The 18196-nt window shown below is 61.3% G+C and carries 11 protein-coding genes; 8 read left to right on the forward strand and 3 right to left on the reverse strand.

Annotated elements, in window-relative coordinates; genetic code table 11:
* Nucleotide 1: 1 nt before the first annotated feature.
* From hflK to JHW44_RS06260, 5 genes are all read left to right on the forward strand, one after another.
* On the forward strand, nucleotides 2-1213 hold the full coding sequence (hflK, locus tag JHW44_RS06240; RefSeq protein WP_089342924.1) for an FtsH protease activity modulator HflK: 1212 nt from the start codon (nucleotides 2-4) through the stop codon (nucleotides 1211-1213).
* 14 nt (nucleotides 1214-1227) lie between these two features.
* Nucleotides 1228-2343, forward strand: a complete 1116-nt coding sequence (hflC, locus tag JHW44_RS06245) for a protease modulator HflC (RefSeq protein ID WP_089343265.1) — start codon at nucleotides 1228-1230, stop codon at nucleotides 2341-2343.
* A gap of 175 nt (nucleotides 2344-2518) precedes the next feature.
* Nucleotides 2519-4072, forward strand: a complete 1554-nt coding sequence (locus JHW44_RS06250; RefSeq protein WP_089342923.1) for a DegQ family serine endoprotease — start codon at nucleotides 2519-2521, stop codon at nucleotides 4070-4072.
* A gap of 105 nt (nucleotides 4073-4177) precedes the next feature.
* Nucleotides 4178-4501: a 2Fe-2S iron-sulfur cluster-binding protein gene (locus JHW44_RS06255; RefSeq protein WP_089342922.1), complete on the forward strand. Its 324-nt coding sequence runs from the start codon at nucleotides 4178-4180 to the stop codon at nucleotides 4499-4501.
* A gap of 499 nt (nucleotides 4502-5000) precedes the next feature.
* Nucleotides 5001-5678, forward strand: a complete 678-nt coding sequence (locus JHW44_RS06260) for a sugar transferase (RefSeq protein ID WP_089342921.1) — start codon at nucleotides 5001-5003, stop codon at nucleotides 5676-5678.
* Nucleotides 5679-5791: 113 nt separating this feature from the next.
* On the opposite strand, the gene JHW44_RS06265 is transcribed toward JHW44_RS06260, so the two are convergent.
* Both JHW44_RS06265 and JHW44_RS06270 read right to left on the reverse strand, forming a co-directional pair.
* The gene (locus tag JHW44_RS06265) at nucleotides 5792-7015 is read right to left on the reverse strand and encodes a Wzz/FepE/Etk N-terminal domain-containing protein (RefSeq protein ID WP_089342920.1); all 1224 of its coding nucleotides are present in this window, start codon (nucleotides 7013-7015) and stop codon (nucleotides 5792-5794) included.
* Nucleotides 7016-7019: 4 nt separating this feature from the next.
* Entirely contained in the window at nucleotides 7020-7820 is an 801-nt protein-coding gene (locus JHW44_RS06270) for a CpsD/CapB family tyrosine-protein kinase (protein ID WP_143811430.1), read from the reverse strand.
* A 225-nt stretch (nucleotides 7821-8045) separates the two neighbouring features.
* Here JHW44_RS06270 and JHW44_RS06275 point away from each other — a divergent pair, with 225 nt between their 5' ends.
* A complete protein-coding gene (locus tag JHW44_RS06275; RefSeq protein WP_089342917.1) occupies nucleotides 8046-9059 on the forward strand; it encodes a glycosyltransferase family 2 protein in 1014 nt (337 codons plus the stop codon).
* 4 nt (nucleotides 9060-9063) lie between these two features.
* Here JHW44_RS06275 and JHW44_RS06280 read toward each other — a convergent pair whose 3' ends face one another.
* Entirely contained in the window at nucleotides 9064-9819 is a 756-nt protein-coding gene (locus JHW44_RS06280; protein ID WP_089342916.1) for a WecB/TagA/CpsF family glycosyltransferase, read from the reverse strand.
* A gap of 165 nt (nucleotides 9820-9984) precedes the next feature.
* Here JHW44_RS06280 and JHW44_RS06285 point away from each other — a divergent pair, with 165 nt between their 5' ends.
* Together JHW44_RS06285 and JHW44_RS06290 are read left to right on the forward strand one after the other, a co-directional pair.
* Nucleotides 9985-11436: a hypothetical protein gene (locus JHW44_RS06285; RefSeq protein WP_179217625.1), complete on the forward strand. Its 1452-nt coding sequence runs from the start codon at nucleotides 9985-9987 to the stop codon at nucleotides 11434-11436.
* A 360-nt stretch (nucleotides 11437-11796) separates the two neighbouring features.
* Nucleotides 11797-18195 carry a type I polyketide synthase gene (locus JHW44_RS06290; protein ID WP_089342914.1) on the forward strand — a complete coding sequence of 2133 codons (6399 nt, stop codon included), beginning with the start codon at nucleotides 11797-11799 and terminating at the stop codon, nucleotides 18193-18195.
* Nucleotide 18196 lies beyond the last annotated feature (1 nt).

Raw genomic sequence — 18196 nt, forward strand, 5'->3', positions numbered from 1 at the left:
AATGGCAAATCAGGGCCCTTGGGGCGGTGGCGGAAATAACGGCGGGGATGACGAGGACCGGGGCAGGCGCCCTTCCAATCGTCCCTGGGGCGAAGACGAGCCACCGAAAGGACCGCGCCGGCCAGGCCAGGGTGAACAGCAGATGCCCGAGATCGAGGATCTGATGAAAAAGGGGCAAGAGCGGCTGCGCGTCCTGATGGGCGGTGGCGGCGGTGGCGGCGGCCGCAATGGCGGGGGTGGCGGACGTCGTCCTTCGGGGCCGGGCTTCTCGCTCAACCGTTCGACCATCGCGGTGGCTGGTCTGGCTGTTGTCGCGCTTTGGGCCTTTTCCAGCTTCTATCGCGTTCAGACCAACGAAAAGAGCGTCGAATTCCTGTTCGGGCGCGCCGTTGCCGTGGGCAGCGAGGGTCTGAACTTTGCGCCCTGGCCCTTTGTGACCGCCGAAGTGGTGCCGGTGACGAACGAACGTGTCACCGAGATCGGCACCGGCCGTTCGGGCCCGATGGACAGCGGGCTGATGCTGACCCGGGACCAGAATATCGTGGACATGGAGTATCAGGTTGTCTGGAACATCTCGGACCCCGAGAAATATCTGTTCAACCTGGCTGACCCCTCGGACACGATCCGCGCGGTTTCCGAATCGGCGATGCGCGACATCATCGCGCGTTCGGAACTGGCGCCCATTCTGAACCGGGATCGCGGCTCGATTGCCAATGACCTCAAGGATGCGGTGCAGCGCACGCTGGACGCCTATCAGTCCGGCATCAACGTCGTGCGGGTGAACCTTGACCGTGCCGATCCGCCATCCGAGGTGATCGATGCCTTCCGCGAGGTGCAGGCCGCGCAGCAGGAACGTGACCGGCTGGAAAAAGAGGCCGATGCCTATGCCAACCGTGTGCTGGCACAGGCCCGCGGTGACGCTGCGGCGATGCTGGAGCAGGCCGAGGGATATCGCGCCGAAGCCGTGAACACCGCACAGGGTGAGGCCGCGCGCTTCAACTCGATCTACGAGGAATATGTCAAGGCACCTGACGTCACCCGGCGCAGGATGTATCTGGAGACGATGGAAAAAGTGCTTGGTGGGGTCGACAAGATCATTCTGGATGACGTGACCGGCGAAGGTGGCTCGGGCGTTGTGCCCTATCTGCCGCTTGACCAGCTGCGTCGTTCCGGTGGCTCGGACGGCAGTAACTCGACCGGAGGGACGAACTGATGGCGAGACGTAGACTGACCATTACGGCGCTTGGCGTCCCCGTCGTCATTGTTGCCGGTGTTGTGGCGATGGCTTCGATCTTTATCGTGGATGAGCGCGAGAAGGCGCTGGTGCTGCGCCTTGGCCGCGTCGTCGCCGTCAAGGAAGAGCCGGGTCTGGGGGTCAAGGTTCCGTTCCTGGACAATGTGGTGAAATATGACGACCGCATTCTGGGGCTGCCGACGTCTCCGCTGGAGGTGACGCCGCTGGACGACCGCCGTCTTGTGGTGGATGCCTTTGCGCGCTGGCGCATCACCGATCCGGTCCGCTTCCGTCAGGCCGTTGGCACGGGCGGCATCCAGGCCGCTCAGGGTCGGCTGGAGCCGATCGTGAATGCCGCCATTCGCGAGGTTCTGGGTTCGGTGCCGTCGACCAATGTCCTGTCGGATGACCGGACGGCGCTGATGAATCAGATCCGCGACGAGGCACGGAACAATTCCGCCGGGCTGGGGGTCGAGATCATCGACGTCCGTCTGACCCGGACCGATCTGCCCGAGCAGAACCTGAATGCGACCTATGCGCGGATGCGGGCCGAGCGCCAGCGTGAGGCCGCGGATGAGATCGCCCGCGGTGGTGAAGCTGCGCAGCGTGTGCGGGCCGCCGCCGACCGGACCGTTGTCGAACTGACCTCGGAAGCCCAGAAGCGGGCCGAGATCGTTCGCGGTGAAGCCGATGCGCGCCGCAACGCGATCTATGCCGATGCATTCGGACGCGATCCCGAGTTCTTTGCCTTCACGCGTTCGATGACCTCTTATGAACGCGCCCTGAAGGGCGAGAACAGCAGCATGGTGATCCAGCCGGACGGGCAGTTCTTCAGCTATCTGTCCGATGATGGAGCAAGTCGCGCCAATCCCGCCCCGGTGCCGGTTCCGGCCGGGACCTCAGAGGTTGTCGATGAAGAAGCCGCCTCTGCAGGGGACGAAGGGTTGGTGACGCCAACAGTGACGGACCGTGATGGCAATCCCCTGGGGGCCTCGGCTGGTGTCAAGCTGACCCCGGTTCCCGAAAGCCTTGCGACCCCGCCGCAGGAACCTTCGGCCGTTGTGCCGCCCGCGCAGGAAGCTGGTGAGGCCGAAGAAGCCACCGAATGATTTGGGACACGGGCGGATCGATGGATCCGCCCGTTTCTGCAACATTTGTCACGATCTGTTCACTTGTCGAGAGCGTGCTTTATTTGCAACGCGACGCGATATCCCTTTCTTATCATGGCAGTTTCAGGGGCTTGCGGGTCCCGCTTACCGATCCGGAAACAAGAGGACATTCAGCATGAAAACGCTTTCTCCTCGGCATCTTCTGACCGCGTCAGTTCTTGCCGTCACTGTTGGTCTGGGATTTGCAACCGCAGAGCAGGCGGCGACCGACATTTCGCCCGAGGTCAGTCAGCAAGCCCAGGAGGCAGCGAATAACAATCAGCCTCTGGGTGCCAAGGTTGCCAGGGAACATGATGCCCATGTCATGCCCAACAGCTTCGCCGATCTGGTCGAGCAGGTTTCGCCTGCAGTGGTCAATATCACCACCACATCGGTTGTTTCGGCTCCGACCGGGGTGCAGGGGCCGATGTTCCCCGAAGGAAGCCCCTTTTCGGACCTGTTCCGCGAATTCGGCTTTCCCGGAATCCCCGGACCTGACGGGCAGCAACGCAGCGCTCCACGCCGCTCGACCGCGCTGGGATCGGGTTTCGTGATTTCGGCTGATGGCTTCATCGTCACCAATAACCATGTGATCGACGGCGCTGACGAGATCGAGATCGAATTCTATTCGGGCAAGACCCTGCCGGCCAAGGTCGTGGGCACGGACCCCAATACCGATGTCGCCCTGTTGAAAGTGGAAGGCGACGAGGCCATTCCATTCGTGAAATTCGGAGATTCCGACGAGGCTCGTGTCGGGGATTGGGTTCTGGCATTGGGGAACCCGCTGGGGCAGGGTTTTTCCGCAAGTTCGGGCATTGTCTCGGCGCGCAACCGCGAGCTGTCGGGAACCTATGACGACTATCTGCAAACCGATGCCGCCATCAACCGCGGCAATTCCGGCGGCCCGCTTTTCAATCTGAAGGGTGAGGTCATCGGCGTGAATACGGCAATCCTGTCGCCCAATGGCGGATCGATCGGGATCGGATTCTCTATGGCCTCGAATGTCGTGTCCAAGGTCGTTCAGCAATTGCAGGAATATGGGGAAACCCGGCGCGGCTGGCTGGGCGTCAAGATTCAGGACGTCACCCCCGATATGGCCGAAGCATTGGGACTGGCCAGCGAACATGGCGCCATGGTTACCGATGTGCCCGACGGTCCGGCCAAGGATGCGGGCGTGAAGCCGGGTGATGTGATCATCTCGTTTGACGGCGCACCGGTCGAGGACACGCGCGGGCTGGTTCGCCGCGTTGCCGAGGCCCCGGTAGGTGAGGCAGTCGATGTCGTGGTCCAGCGTGGCAACGCGGAAAAGACCCTCAGCGTGACACTGGGACGGCGTGAACTGGCAGAAGGCGGCACTCAAAATGAAAATCAAGTGAAGCCGGGAGAAGGCGATCTGCTGGGCATGACGCTTGGCGTTCTGACGCCCGAACTGGCCGACGACATGGGGCTGCCGCGCGACACCAAGGGGCTGGTCGTGAAATCCGTCGATCCCGAAAGCACGGCCGCCGAAAAGGGGCTGCTGGCTGGCGACATCATCACCGAAGCCGGGCAGCGACCGGTCACGACATTGTCCGACCTCGAGGCCCGGATCGAAGAGGCGCGCGAAGCTGGACGGAAATCGCTGCTGGTTTTGATCCGGCGTTCAGGCGAGCCTCGTTTTCTTGCTCTGCCGATTGTCGACGGGAACTGATTTCGGCTATCAGGGAACGGCGAGAAAGGGGGCGGATCGAAAGGTCTGCCCCTCGGGGACAGAAACACGCGGCCTTGGGGGCGCGCGATGAGGAAAGAAGACTGCATGGCAAAGATCACCTATATCGAGCATGACGGCACCAAGCATGACGTTGATGTCCGTCCCGGCATGACGGTCATGGAGGGTGCGCGCGACAATGGCATCCCCGGAATCGATGCCGATTGCGGTGGAGCCTGCGCCTGTTCGACCTGCCATGTCTATGTCGACCCGGCCTGGGTCGACCGGCTGCCTCCGCGCGATGCGATGGAAGAAGACATGCTGGATTTTGCCTATGAACCCGATCCGGTGCGTTCGCGACTGACCTGTCAGATCAAGGTCACCGAAGAACTGGACGGCTTGCAGGTGCAGATGCCCGAGCGCCAGATCTGAGGCCATTCGACAGGGCCCGGATGCGGCCTGCGAACTGTCGTCATCAACGGCCCGGGAAACGGGCCATGGCGTCCTCGCTTTTTCGGTGGGGGCGCTTTTTTCTGTTTGTGGTCCAAATCTTGCATGATGTGAAAATGTCTGGAGATCACCGACGAACCGGTCGCGATTCGGAAACTTGCCATTGTCAGGATGTAATGAACGTACAAATAAAATTGGATGCAACCTAAAGAAGAATTAGTTTGATTTACGTATTGTTTTAATTGTTTCACTCTGCCCGACCTGTCTCAAAAGGCAGGTTATTTCGCAGTTTATTAAAGCTTTAGCGATGGGCGGAAACGTGCCGACATGCTATTGTCCAAAGGGTCAAGACATCCCCTTTCATCAAGGGAATTGAAGCCAAGTTATCGGCTTTGGCGGTGGAAGCGTTCGTTTAGTGTTTTGCAGTTGTTTGCAGAACGAACGTCATCCGGGGAGGTCAACTGTAGTCGGTGTGAGTATAATGACGCTGGAAAATCAAATGGTTGCCGTTGTTCCTAGTACGAGCCTGGAATCTGGTCGATATTCGAAACCCTGGTTCTATCGCAGTGTGTTCAAGCGTCCTCTGGACATCTTGCTCGTCCTGCTTGGTGCGCCTTTCGTCCTGCCGCTGATTGTTGTCCTGGCGGTTCTTGTTATGCGGGATGGTGGAAACCCCTTCTATTCGCAAGAGCGTGTGGGCCGTGATGGCAAAACCTATCGCATGTGGAAGTTGCGCAGCATGGTGGTGGATGCCGATCGGCGTCTTTCAGCTTATCTGGAGCAAAATCCCGAGGCCAAACGGGAATGGGACGAAACGCAGAAACTGCGTGATGACCCGCGTGTGACCCGCTTCGGTCGCGTGCTTCGCCGCAGCTCGCTGGATGAACTTCCGCAGCTGTGGAACGTCCTGAAAGGCGAAATGAGCCTTGTCGGCCCGCGTCCGATGCTGCCCGAGCAGCAATCGATGTACGAGGGTGACGGCTACTATGCCCTGCGCCCGGGCATTACCGGTTTTTGGCAGACCGCAGGGCGCAACGCGACGAGCTTTTCGGCGCGCGCCAAGTATGACGATGTCTATGAACAGGACCTGTCGTTCAAAAGTGATCTGGCCATCCTGTTGCGGACCTTCGGTGTCGTTATGCGGGGCACCGGTTGTTAAGACCCGCGACCACTCAGGCAACGTGAGAAAAGGCCGCCCTGGAAGGGGCGGCCCTTTCGATATGTCCGGATGATCGGATCGTCCCGGTCGCTCGCGCAGCGATGCAGCCGCGCCTATTGGCGCTGATGCTCGTTGCGGACCTCGGGGATGGTGACGACCGGGCGCAGGCCGGAGGTTCGCTCCATCTGGCCCGCGGATCTGACGACCGGCTTCAGCAGCTCCATCAGAAGTGCAAGCACCAGAGCCAGACCCATCGAGGCCCCCAGACCAAAGACCATGGTTTTCTTGCGCCCCGACGAAAGCGGATAGTCAGGCTCCTGGGCACTTTCCAGCAGGATGAATTGCTCATTCTGCTGTTCGGCATCCAGACGCTGTGCGGTTTCCGCTGCCGCCCGGCGGCCACTCATTTCGGCCTGTTGTTCGCGCAGCTGCACCAGACGCCGCTGATAGGCCTCCATCTGCGCCTCGGCATTGACACTGCGCTGACCCGAGGCACGGATCTCGGCCATGCGGTCCTGCAACTGTTTCTGACGCGTTTCAAGGACATCGATCTGGCCTTTGAGCTGGGCGGCGCTGCGCTGTTCGACAGTGCTCAGCGGGTTGCGGCTCATAAGCTCGTCATATTCGCTGCGCGCCTGAAGCAGGTCGCCGGAAATCTTGTTCAGCTCGGTGTCGATGGTACGCATCTCGGTCGGACGGTTGTCCAGGGTTGTCGGCAATACGTCCAGATTTTCATTCCGGAAGGCGGCCATTTCGGATTCGACCTGGTCGATCTGGCGCGCAATGCGTGCTTCCTCGCGACTGTAGAACTCTAGCGTTTCCTGTACTCGCTCGGTCTGGGTGGTCGAGTTCAACTGCAGGACACTTTCAGCCATTTCATTGGCCATATCCGCTGCCAGCTTTGCGGTCGGCATGGTCGCCGTCACGCGCAAGACGCCGGGCCATTGTTCGGCATTGGCGTAATATTGTCCGCCGGTCACCGGATCGATCCGGAACGCGCTGCGCACGATATCGACCTTCAGGGCCTCCGACATTTCGGGGGTATCCGAGAACAGATCATATTTGTCGATCAGCGCAAGAATGTTGTCGCGCACCATCAGGCGGGCCTGAACCAGTTGCAGCCAGTAGCCGGCCGCAATCCCGCCATTTCCGCGAGGGCCTTCGGCAAGGCTGCGTGGGGTTTCTATCTGCAGGACGGCCGAAGCGGCATAGCTGTGTGGCTGGCTTACGGCCAGATGATAGCTGAGCGCACCGCCGGCCAGAACCGTCGTGCTGATGATCCAGCGCCGCCGCCACAGCATCGAGATGATATCACTGATCGAACCAAGACTACCCATAACACTACCTTCTCTTGCGACCGCGGAACCAGCGATCGCGAATACCCTGTACAATATCGTTCAGTGACTTTCGGATTTCTCCGCGGTTGAGGACAACAGCCACCAGCCTTGTTCTGCCATTCAGCAACTCCTCGGCCTCGCGCAGCTGTGCGGCGGTGTTGCGGGTGCCATCTGCTACCAGCAGGATCCCGTCCAGTTGCGGCATGAAGGACAAAGTGTCGTCACGGCCAAGGATCGGGGGCAGATCGTAGATCTCGATCGTCGGGGAAAATTTCCGGCGCAGGTTTCCCAGCGCAACGGCGGTCGATTGTTCCTGCAGCAGTTCCGCGCTGCCCTGGCTGGGTTGTGAATTCAACAGCAGCGCCAGATTTCCGTGATAGCTGCGCAGGTGATCTGATGCCGAATGATTGCCCGCCAGGAATTCGCTGAGCGGCCCGGGGGCATTGGCACCGAACATGCGCGCCAGTCCGGGTTTGCGCAGGTTCATGTCCGCCAGAACGACCCTTGCACTGGGCCGCCGCGCCATGGACAGCGCCAGATTGGCGGCAATGAACGATGTGCCCGAACCTTCCGTTGGTGCCGAAACCCCCAGACGCAGGATGCCGTTTTCTTCCAATGTGCCCGCCAGCAATGTGCGCAGCAGGTCAAATCGACGGGTGATGTCGTCATCGCGACTGTCCGTAAACAGCTTGTAGCGCTTGAGCGAGGCAGGATCGGTGCGCAGGGGCCTTATCTCGGCCCAATGCCTTGCATGATCCATGGCACTGGACGAGGCATTCGCAGGGCTGCTGCGATCCAGTCGCAAGCGCGCTACCTTCGTCGGCGCCTGCTTGGCAGGGGTCGCCTTTTGCGCTGTTTGCGGAGTTTCAGAATTCATCACTGGTAACCCAATCACCTTTATCGTCGGAAATACGAAAGACCTCCAGCAGAACTATCAGATGCTGTGACTTAATCAATTTATACAATAGAACATGTAAAATGCAGACTATCATGATGATAGCCATCTGTCAGAGGGGATAATCAGATCGTGATGACGAATTTGAATGTGGACCCGGCCAGACTGGCTGCGAATGTGATCGATGCAGTTGCGATCGGACGCAACGAAGGCAAAAGACTGGTCGAATGCCTGGCTTCGCTGCAGCGCGCAGGCGTGCGCAGGATCGTCTATGTCGACAGCGGTTCGACCGATGGCAGCCTGCTTGCCGCCGAAGCTGCTGGCGCGATGGTGGTGCAACTGGACATGAGCCAGCCCTTTACTGCCGCCCGGGCGCGCAATGCCGGGCTGGCCCGATTGCTGGAGATGGATGATCCCGCGGAATTCGTGCAGATGATTGACGGGGATTGCGTTCTGCGAAGTTCTTGGCTGCCTTTGGCGCAGGATTTCCTGAAGAGCAACCCGCGCGCGGTGGCTGTTTGCGGGCGCCGGCGCGAATCCGCGGCCGCTGCCAGCGTTTACAACAGGTTGTGTGATGTCGAATGGGACACGCCGGTTGGCAAGGCGCTGGCCTGCGGGGGGGATGCCCTGTTTCGCATGTCCGCCTTGGCGGCTGCTGGCGGATATCGTGCCGATCTGATCGCCGGAGAGGAACCCGAGCTTTGTGTCAGATTGCGTCAGTCCGGGGGCGAGATATGGCGCCTGGACGGTGAAATGACCCTGCATGATGCGGCCATGACCCGGTTTTCCCAATGGTGGCGACGCAGCCGCCGCGCCGGCTATGCCTTTGCCGAAGGTGCCGCCCTGCATGGTGCCCCGCCAGAGCGGCACTGGGTTGCCCAGACCCGCCGCGCGGTGGTCTGGGGCGCGGTGCTGCCGGTTCTGGCCTTTCTTCTGCTATGGATTGCCCCGGCGCTGGCCCTGTTGGTCCTGCTGATCTATCCGGCGCAGGTGTTGCGCCTGGCGGCGCGGCGAGGGCTGTCGAAAGGCACATCCTGGGAGGTTGCCCTCTTCACCGTGCTGGGAAAATTTCCCGAAGCCCTGGGCGTGCTGTCATATTGGCTCAACCGGCTGCGGGGCCGCCATGGTCGCCTGATCGAATACAAATAGGGGGTCAGCGCGCGCGACGTTGCTTCAGGGCATTCATTGCCTCGGCAGGCAGGATCGCGGCGCAACGTGCATATCGCGGGGCCAGCCGCCGGGGCGAAGACAGCATGCGCCAGACCCATTCCATCGCGATTCGGCGCACCCATCGCGGCGCGCGTTGCTGGTTGCCGGCCAGAAAGTCCAGACCGGCCCCGATCGAGGCAAAACCGATCTCTGGTGCCTCGATGCGTCCACGCGCGGCCAGACGCTCTTGCTTGGGGGCCCCCAGCGCAATGAAACACAGCCGCGCCCCGCTGTCGCGAAGCTGATGCAGGACCTCGGCACCAGCGGCGGATTCGGGATCAAACCCCATGGGCGGGGCAATGCAGGCGGCGATCGTGATGCCGGGCACATTCTTGCGGATATGTGCAGCGGCACCTTCAAGCGCCTCGGGCGTGCTGCCGACCAGCGCAAGCGGGACATCTTCGGCGGCGGCAAGCCGGGCCAGCGGCATCACCAGGTCCGAGCCGGGCACCAGAGCCAGGGATTCTCCGGCAAGGCGGGACAGCCAGATGATCGGGTTGCCATCTGCGACGACCAGATCCTGTGCCGCATAGGCCTGACGAAAGCCGCCATCCTGGCGCAGCTTGACCAGATGATCCAGGTTGATGGTCGCCAGGGCAAAGCCCTGATGCGCGCGAAATCGCCGGGTCACTTCCTCCATCAGGCTGGGCTGGTCGGGCATGTTCACGCGAATGACGTGGTCTTCATAGGTAAAATTCATACTGTGGGCCGCCCTGAAAGAGTCACTGCGCCTGAAAACTGATCACATTCCAACCATTGTCTGGCACTTTAGACCGCGTTGGACAAGTCGTTGGCGTTTGTCAGAACCCGCCCATGTGCTAAGGAAGGGAATGTAACCAGTTCATCTCTCCGGCGATTTTTTCACATGCCCAACAGTCTCGCATTTCTCATGATGACCAGCTGGCCCTTGGTCACGCTGGCCATGTATCTGCGCATGCCGGCGAAATCTGCGGTGATCTGGTCGATCCTGCTGGGTTATCTGGTGCTGCCGGCGGGAATGGTGCTGGATCTGCCCGCCTTGCCGGGGCTCAGCAAGCACAGCATCGCCTCGCTGTTCGGCTATCTTTACGCGACGCTGCTACTGGGGCGACGCATCTCCTTCATGCCTGAAGGACGGGTGGGGCGGTTCCTGGCAATCCTGATCCTGCTGTCGCCATTCCTGACGGTGATCACGAATGGCGACCCCATCTTCATCAACAGTCAGAAGACCTTGCCGGGGCTGCGCCTCTATGACGCGGCCTCAATGCTGGTGGGGCAGCTTGGCTTTCTGTGCATATGGGCGTTGGCACGGGAGTTCCTGCGCGACACGGCAACCCTGCGCCAGTTGGTGACGGCACTGGTCATCGCCTGGCTGTGGTATTCGTTGCCGATGCTGTATGAGGTGCGGATGTCGCCGCAGTTGCATATCCGCATCTATGGCTTCTTCCAGCACGATTTCGCGCAGATGATGCGGCAGGGCGGTTTCAGGCCCATCGTCTTTCTGGAGCACGGGCTATGGATTGCCATCCTGACCTCGATGTCGGCGATGCTCTGCGTGGTTCTGGGGCGCAGTTCACCACCCGATACCGCGCGGCGATACTATATGGCTGCAGCTTATCTGATGGTGGTGCTGATCCTGTGCAAGAGCATGGCCTCTCTTCTTTATGCGGCGTTGATGATGCCCGCGCTGATTTTTCTCAGCGGCAAGAGACTGGGGCAGATTGCCATGCTGATGGGGGTGCTGATCCTCAGCTATCCCATCCTGCGCACGCTTGACGTGATCCCGACGGGAACCCTGGTCGAGATGGCCGGTCGCATTTCCGACGAGCGCGCCCAGTCCCTGCAATTCAGGTTCGAGAATGAAGATGCGTTGCTGCAACACGCGATGGGTCGTCCCTTGTTCGGCTGGGGAGGATGGGAGCGCAGCTCGATCCATGATCCCTTGACCGGAGAGACTGTCTCGACCACCGACGGGCTTTGGGTGATTGCCATGGGATACGGAGGATTCGCCGGCTTCATCGCGCAGTTTGGCCTGTTGTGCCTGCCGATCTTCATGCTGGGTGGCATTCATCGCCATGCCGGACGCGAGGTCAGCATTCTGGCCGGAGGGGTGGCGGTGGTTCTGGCCGTCAATCTGATCGACCTGCTGCCGAATGCGACGATCACCCCGGTGACATGGCTGATCACCGGCGGCTTGCTGGGCTATCTTGAGCAATTGCGCAGGGGTGTGCCTGAAGACGAGACGGTAATGGTTGCCGCGCCGCGCCGGACGGGCGGGGCCAGGCCATTTGCCGGGCTGGTCGGTCAGTCCCATACCGGTCCGCGCAGCCTGCTTTAGGTTGCGCTTCGGTCAGCGCCTGAATGAAATTGGATCGCAGATATTCGGCAAGAAGAGGGTTCCGTGATACGATCAAGCTGCGGTTTTCAGGCCTGAAGGATGAAAACCTGTCCAAAGCGGCAGGTTCAAACAAAGGGCTTTGCGAATTAGCTGTTATGTCTGTGTATGAAGGTTGAAGTTGTAAATGGGAATCGCGTTGCTCGCGGCAGTGGCCGCGCCTTGTCGGCATTTGACGAAATGGTCGCAATTTAAGGGAAATCCGGCTGTTGTCCGTGTTGATCGGGTGACAAGATTGCGTGGGTCGAATTGTCATTTGGCCAGATGGGGTGCCCAGGGCGGCAATGCGAAACGGGTGACGCGATGACAAAACACGATGATCCGCTGCAGGGCCTTGATGGCGCAATCGCCATTACCGGCATGTCGGCACATCTGCCGGGCGCTGCAGATATCGACCAATATTGGGCCAATCTGCGCGACGGCATCGAATCCATCCGTCATCTTTCGGTGGATGAGCTGCTCGCCAATGGTGAAAGCCCGGCGCGCCTACGACAGAAGAATTACGTGCCGGCCTCTTCGATTCTTGAAGGCTTCGAACGGTTTGACGCGGATTTTTTCGGGCTCTCGCCGAAAGAGGCGGCGATCATGGACCCCCAGCATCGCCAGTTCCTGGAATGTGCCTGGGAAGCCTTTGAGAACAGCGGTCATACGCCAGAGGGTTTCGATGGGCCGATCGGCGTTTTCGCCGGTTGCGGCATGGGCAGCTATTTCTATTTCAATATCTGTTCCAATGCCGATCTGGTCAAGAATACCGGGATGTTCCTGCTGCGCCATACCGGCAATGACAAGGATTTCCTGTCCACCCGCGTCAGCCATATCTTTGACCTCAAGGGGCCAAGCCTGTCGATCCAGACTGCCTGTTCGACTTCTCTGGTAGCGGTGCATCAGGCGGCGCAATCGCTGCTGAACGGCGAATGCGACATGGCGTTGGCGGGGGGCGTGACCATCGAACTGCCACATGGTCGCGGCTATCTGTTCGAAGACGGCGAGATTCTGTCGCCCGATGGGCATTGCCATGCTTTCGACCATCGCGCGCAGGGCACCGTCTTTGGCTCTGGCGCAGGCTGCGTGGTGCTGCGTCGGCTGGAGGATGCGATTGCCGATGGCGACCATATCTGGGCCGTGGTGCGTGGCACTGCGGTGAACAACGATGGCTCGGCCAAGGCCGGTTATCTGGCCCCCTCGGTCGAGGGTCAGGCCCGCGCCATTGCCGAGGCGCAGGCCGTGGCCGGGGTCAATGCCGGAACGGTCGGCTATGTCGAATGTCACGGCACCGGCACCTATCTGGGAGATCCGATCGAGGTCGCGGCGCTGACGCAGGCCTTTGAAAAGACCACGGATGCCAAGGGCTTTTGCGGCATCGGCAGCGTCAAGACCAATATCGGCCATACCGATACGGCGGCAGGCGTCGCCAGTCTGATCAAGGTCAGCATGGCGCTGCATCACGGCCAGATTCCGCCCTCGCTGGGATATGAGGCGCCCAATCCGGCCATCGACTTTGAAGATTCACCCTTCATGGTGAATGATCGCCTGCGTGACTTCCCGCGTCTGAACGGCGCGCCGCGTCGTGCCGGAGTGAACAGCCTTGGCGTCGGTGGCACCAATGCGCATGCCGTCGTCGAAGAGGCGCCCGCGCGGGCCGCTTCGGAGGAAAGCGACTGGCCCTTCCATCTGCTGGTCCTGTCGGCACGCAGCAAGACCGCGCTGGATCAGGCCTCGTCAAATCTTGCCGCGCATCTGCGGGCCCATCCCGAACAGCCTCTGGCAGATGTGGCCTGGACGCTGAAGGAGGGTCGTCGCGCCTTTGAGCACCGCCGTGTCCTGGTGGCCCATGATCACGATGAGGCCGCAGCCAAGCTGGAAGAGGGCGACCCGCGCAAGGTCTTTACCCATCAGGAATTGCCCGAGCCCCCAGAGGTCGTGTTCATGTTCCCCGGCGGCGGCGCGCAATTTGCCGGCATGGCCCGCGACCTGTATGAAACCGAACCGGTTTTTCAGGAGTGGATGGATCGCGGACTGGATCATCTGGCTCCCTCGCTGGACTATGATCTGCGGGCGGTCTGGCTGCCCGAGGCCGAGGATCACGCCGCTGCGGTCGAGCGCCTGAAAAAACCCTCGGTGCAATTGCCGCTGATCATGATCACCGAATATGCGCTGGCCCAGCTCTGGATGAGTTGGGGCGTGCAGCCCGCGGCCCTGATCGGGCATTCCATGGGCGAAAACACCGCGGCATGTCTGGCCGGCGTGATGTCCTTCGAGGATTGCATCGGCCTGGTGCATCTGCGCGGACAATTGTTTGACACGATCGCGCCGGGCGGGATGCTGTCGGTGCCGCTGTCGCGTGAAGCCTTGCAGGCCTATTGGGCCGATGATCTGGACATGGCCTCGGTCAATGCGCCCGATCTTTGCGTCGTTTCGGGGCCGCAGGCGGCGCTGGACGATCTGGAACAACGGCTGGCCAGAGATGAGATCGAGGCGCAGCGAATCCAGATCGACATTGCCGCCCACAGCCGGATGCTGGAACCGATCCTGACCCGCTTTGGCGACTATCTGCGCAGCATTCCCCTGAATGCGCCGAAACTGCCGGTGATCTCGAACCGGACCGGCCAGCCGCTGACCGCTGCCGAGGCCACCAGCCCCGATTACTGGGTCGCGCATCTGCGCAATACGGTGAATTTCGCTGATGGGATCGCCTGCCTGACCCAGAGCAAGAATCGCGTCTATCTGGAAGTCGGACCGGGCCGGGCGTTGTCATCGCTGGCTCAGGCCAATGGCATCCCCTCCAATCAGGTCATGCCCTCGCTGCGCCATCCCGAACAGCAGGTGGCCGATGACGAATGGTTCATCTCGACTCTCGGGCGCCTCTGGGCGGTCGGGATCGCCGTGGACTGGACCCCGATCTGGGGCGAGGCGCGTCGCAACAGGGTGCCTCTGCCCACCTATCCTTTCCAGCGCAGCAGCTATTTCATCGAACCGGGGCAGGTCGATCTGCGCCCCGAAGAGGATTGGGCCGAACGCATCGAAGGCGTCGAAAACTGGGGCTGGCAGCCGCATTGGCGCCCCCGTGCCGCCGAGACCGAGATCGAGGCCGATGATCTTCGGATGGCGGAACCCTGCACATGGCTGGTCTTTGCAGATGAGGCCGGGCTGGCCGAACGTGCCATTGCCCGTCTGCGTGGTGTGGGCCACAAGGTGATCGAGGTGCGCGCGGGCGATATCTATGCCCAGACCGGCGAGGACAGCTTTACCCTGTCGCCCGAACGCGGACGCGAGGATTATGACCGGCTGATTCATGATCTGGTTGCGCAGGGGCTTGCGCCGCAACGGATCGCGCATTTCTGGCTGGTGACCGCCTCGGAAAATTTCCGTCCCGGATCCAGCTTCTTCCATCGCAATCAGGAACAGGGGTTTTACAGCCTGATGTTCCTGGCGCAGGCCATTGCCGAGGAAAACCTGCCGCGGCCCATCCATGTCATGGCCGTGACGACCGGTGCCGTGCAGGTGCGCGATGAGGCCTTGCCCTATCCCGAAAAGGCGACCATCGCGGGGCCATTGCGGGTGATGCCGCGCGAATTGCCGGGGGTGACCTGTTCCTCGCTGGACCTTGCGCTGCCTGCGGGGCGGCGTGCGGATGCGGCGTGGGATGCGCTGACGGATCGCGTGCTTGAGGAAATGCTGGCGGATGCGGCGAACCTCTCGGCCGCGCTGCGTGGAGAGCGTCGCTATCAGCTGACCTGGCGATCCTTGCCGCTGGAGCAACAGGTTACCGGTCTGCCGCAAGCGGCGGTGGTCATGCTGACGGGTGGCTATGGTGGCATCGGGCTGACCGTGGCCGAGCGGCTCGCCCGTGATCTCGGCGCACGGATCGCACTGATCGGGCGTCGTGCCTTGCCCCCGCGCGATCAATGGGAGCGCATCCTGCGGTCCGCGGCTCCCAATGACGTGATGGCCGGACGCATCCGTGGCGTGCAACAGCTTGAAGCGGCAGGGGCAGAGGTCATCTGCCTGTCAGCGGATGTCTGCAACCTGCAGGATATGCAGGCGGCGCGAGACGAGGTCATGGCCCGATTTGGCCGGATCGACGCGGTCATTCACGGTGCCGGTGTTGTCGATGATGCACCGATTCTGGCGAAATCATCGGCCAGTGTCGAAAATGTCTTTGCGCCCAAGGTTCACGGCACCGAGGTTCTGGACAAGGTGTTCCCTGATGGTTCGGTCGGGCATATCGTGGTCTTCAGTTCCACCTCGACCGCCATCGCGCCTGCGGGGCAGGTCGATTATGTGGCCGCCAATGAGTTCCTGAATGCCTGGGCGAAATCGCGTGCAGGCGGGAAAACCGCCGTCACGGCGATCAACTGGGGTATCTGGGCCGAGGTCGGCATGGCCGCCGAAGCCTTTGCCACGCCCGAGGTTGCCGAGGTGCAGCCCGTCGATGCGCCCTTGCTGGATGGCGCGACATTCGATGCCGATGGAAACCGCATCTTTACCAGCGCGTTCACGACCAAGATGTGGTTGCTGGATGGCCATCGCACCAGGGATGGTCAGGCCTTGGTGCCGGGCACCGGCTATCTGGACCTGATCGCACAGGCCCTGCGGGCCAATGGCGAGCAGGGCGATTTCCAGATCCGTGATCTGTATTTCTTCCGCCCGCTTTCGGTGGATGATGGCGCGACGCGGCAGATGCGCCTGTCTCTGACGCGCAATGACGAAGGCTATGCCGTTCAGATCCGCAGCGATGTTCAGGTCGATGGCCGCGTCGGCTTTGAACTGAACGCTCAGGCGCAGATCAGCTTTGACAAGCCCCCGCAACCCCGGATCGATCTGGCGGAGATTGCCGCGCGCTGCAATCGCGATGTCGAGGCCGATCCCTCTGGACTGGTCAGCCCGCAAGAGGCGCATCTGCGCTTTGGTCCGCGCTGGCGCGTCCTGCGCCGTCGCAGCCATGGCGCAAACGAAGGTCTGGCCGAACTGGCCTTGCCCGATGCCTTCCGCAGCGAGACCTTGAAAGGCTATCAGATTCATCCGGCGCTGATGGATCTGGCGACAGGCTGGGCGATGGGATTGATCGAGGGGTATCAGGCCAATCATCTCTGGGTGCCGGTCAGCTATGGCACCATCAGGGTTCATGCGCCGCTGCCCGCTGAAATCCGCAGCTGGGTGCGCAACGCGGGTGACAACAACAGCAATTCGCCCTTTGCGCGCTTTGACGTGACACTGACCGATGCCGCCGGCAACGTGCTGATCGATATCGAGGGCTTTACCATTCACCGGATCGAAGGGACGCTGGATTTCGGGGCAGGCAATGCCAGACGCGATATCCTGTTCCCCGATCAGGGCGATGGCGATCGCAAGCTGTCGCCTGCCGAGGAGAGACTGCAGCACAATCTGTCGCAGGGGATCCGCCCGCAAGAGGGCGCAGAGGGTTTCATTCGTGCGCTGGCCACCGGCAAGCCGCAGGTTGTCGTGTCCTCAATGCCGCTGCCGCAGCTGATTTCGCAGGCGGGTCTGGCCGTCGAGGAAAGCCAGCAGCGCGAAGGGTTCGAACGCCCCGAGCTGGACAGTGATTACGTCGAACCGCGCAACGGCATTGAACGCACCCTGGTCGGCTTCTGGCAGGAATTGCTGGGCGTCAGCCAGGTCGGGGTCGAGGACAGCTTCTTCGATCTGGGTGGGCATTCGCTGATCGCCGTGCGGCTGTTTGCGATGATCCGCAAGACCTGGTCTGTTGATTTCCCGATCTCGATCCTGTTCGAGGCGCCGACCATCGCCGCCTGTGCCGCCCTGATCGAAGAACGGATCGGCCCGCAGGATGGCGAGGCCGAGGCTCCGGTGAAAAAGACGCCCAGCCGGCGCTATACCCATCTGGTGCCGATGCATCAGGGCGAAGGCGGCGGCAAACGCCCCTTCTTCCTTGTGGCGGGCATGTTCGGCAATGTGCTGAACCTGCGCCATCTGGCGCAATTGCTGGGCGGCGACCGGCCCTTCTATGGCATGCAGGCGCGGGGCCTGTTCGGCGAGGACAAGCCGCATGACAATTTTGTCGATGCGGCAAGGGATTACATTGCAGAGTTGAAGTCGGTTCAGCCTCAGGGCCCCTATCTTCTGGGCGGCTTTTCGGGTGGCGGTCTGATCGCATGGGAAATGGCCCGTCAGCTTGAGGCCGGCGGGGATGAGGTCGCGCTGACCGTTCTTCTGGATACGCCATTGCCTCTGAGGCCGAATCTGACAAGGCAGGACAAGGCTCTGATCAAGCTGGCGGAATTGCGTCGGAAAGGTCCGGCCTATCTGGCCGAATGGATGAAGGCGCGGGCCGATTGGAAACGTCAGCAAAAGGCGTTGGGTGACGCGCCTTCGGAAAGCGCCAACCAGTTCCACAACACCGCGATTGAAACCGCCTTCCGCGCCGCATTGCCCAAATATGACATGCAGCCGCGAGATGGCAGGGTCGTTCTGTTCCGCCCGCCTCTGGACCTGCATTGGCGGGTGTCCGGCGGGCGCTGGGTCAGCGCGGCCAAGGAATATGTCTATGAGGACAACGACCTGACACGCTTTGCGCCTGCCTTGCAGGTGATCGAGGTTCCGGGCGATCATGACAGCATGGTGCTGGAGCCGAATGTAAGGGTGATGGCCGTGCGCATGCGCGAGGTGATTGCCCAGGCCGAGCAAGGGCTTGATCCGGCCTATGCCCAGGCGGCGGAGTAGG

The sequence above is a fragment of the Paracoccus seriniphilus genome, assembly GCF_028553745.1.
Lineage (GTDB): Bacteria > Pseudomonadota > Alphaproteobacteria > Rhodobacterales > Rhodobacteraceae > Paracoccus > Paracoccus seriniphilus.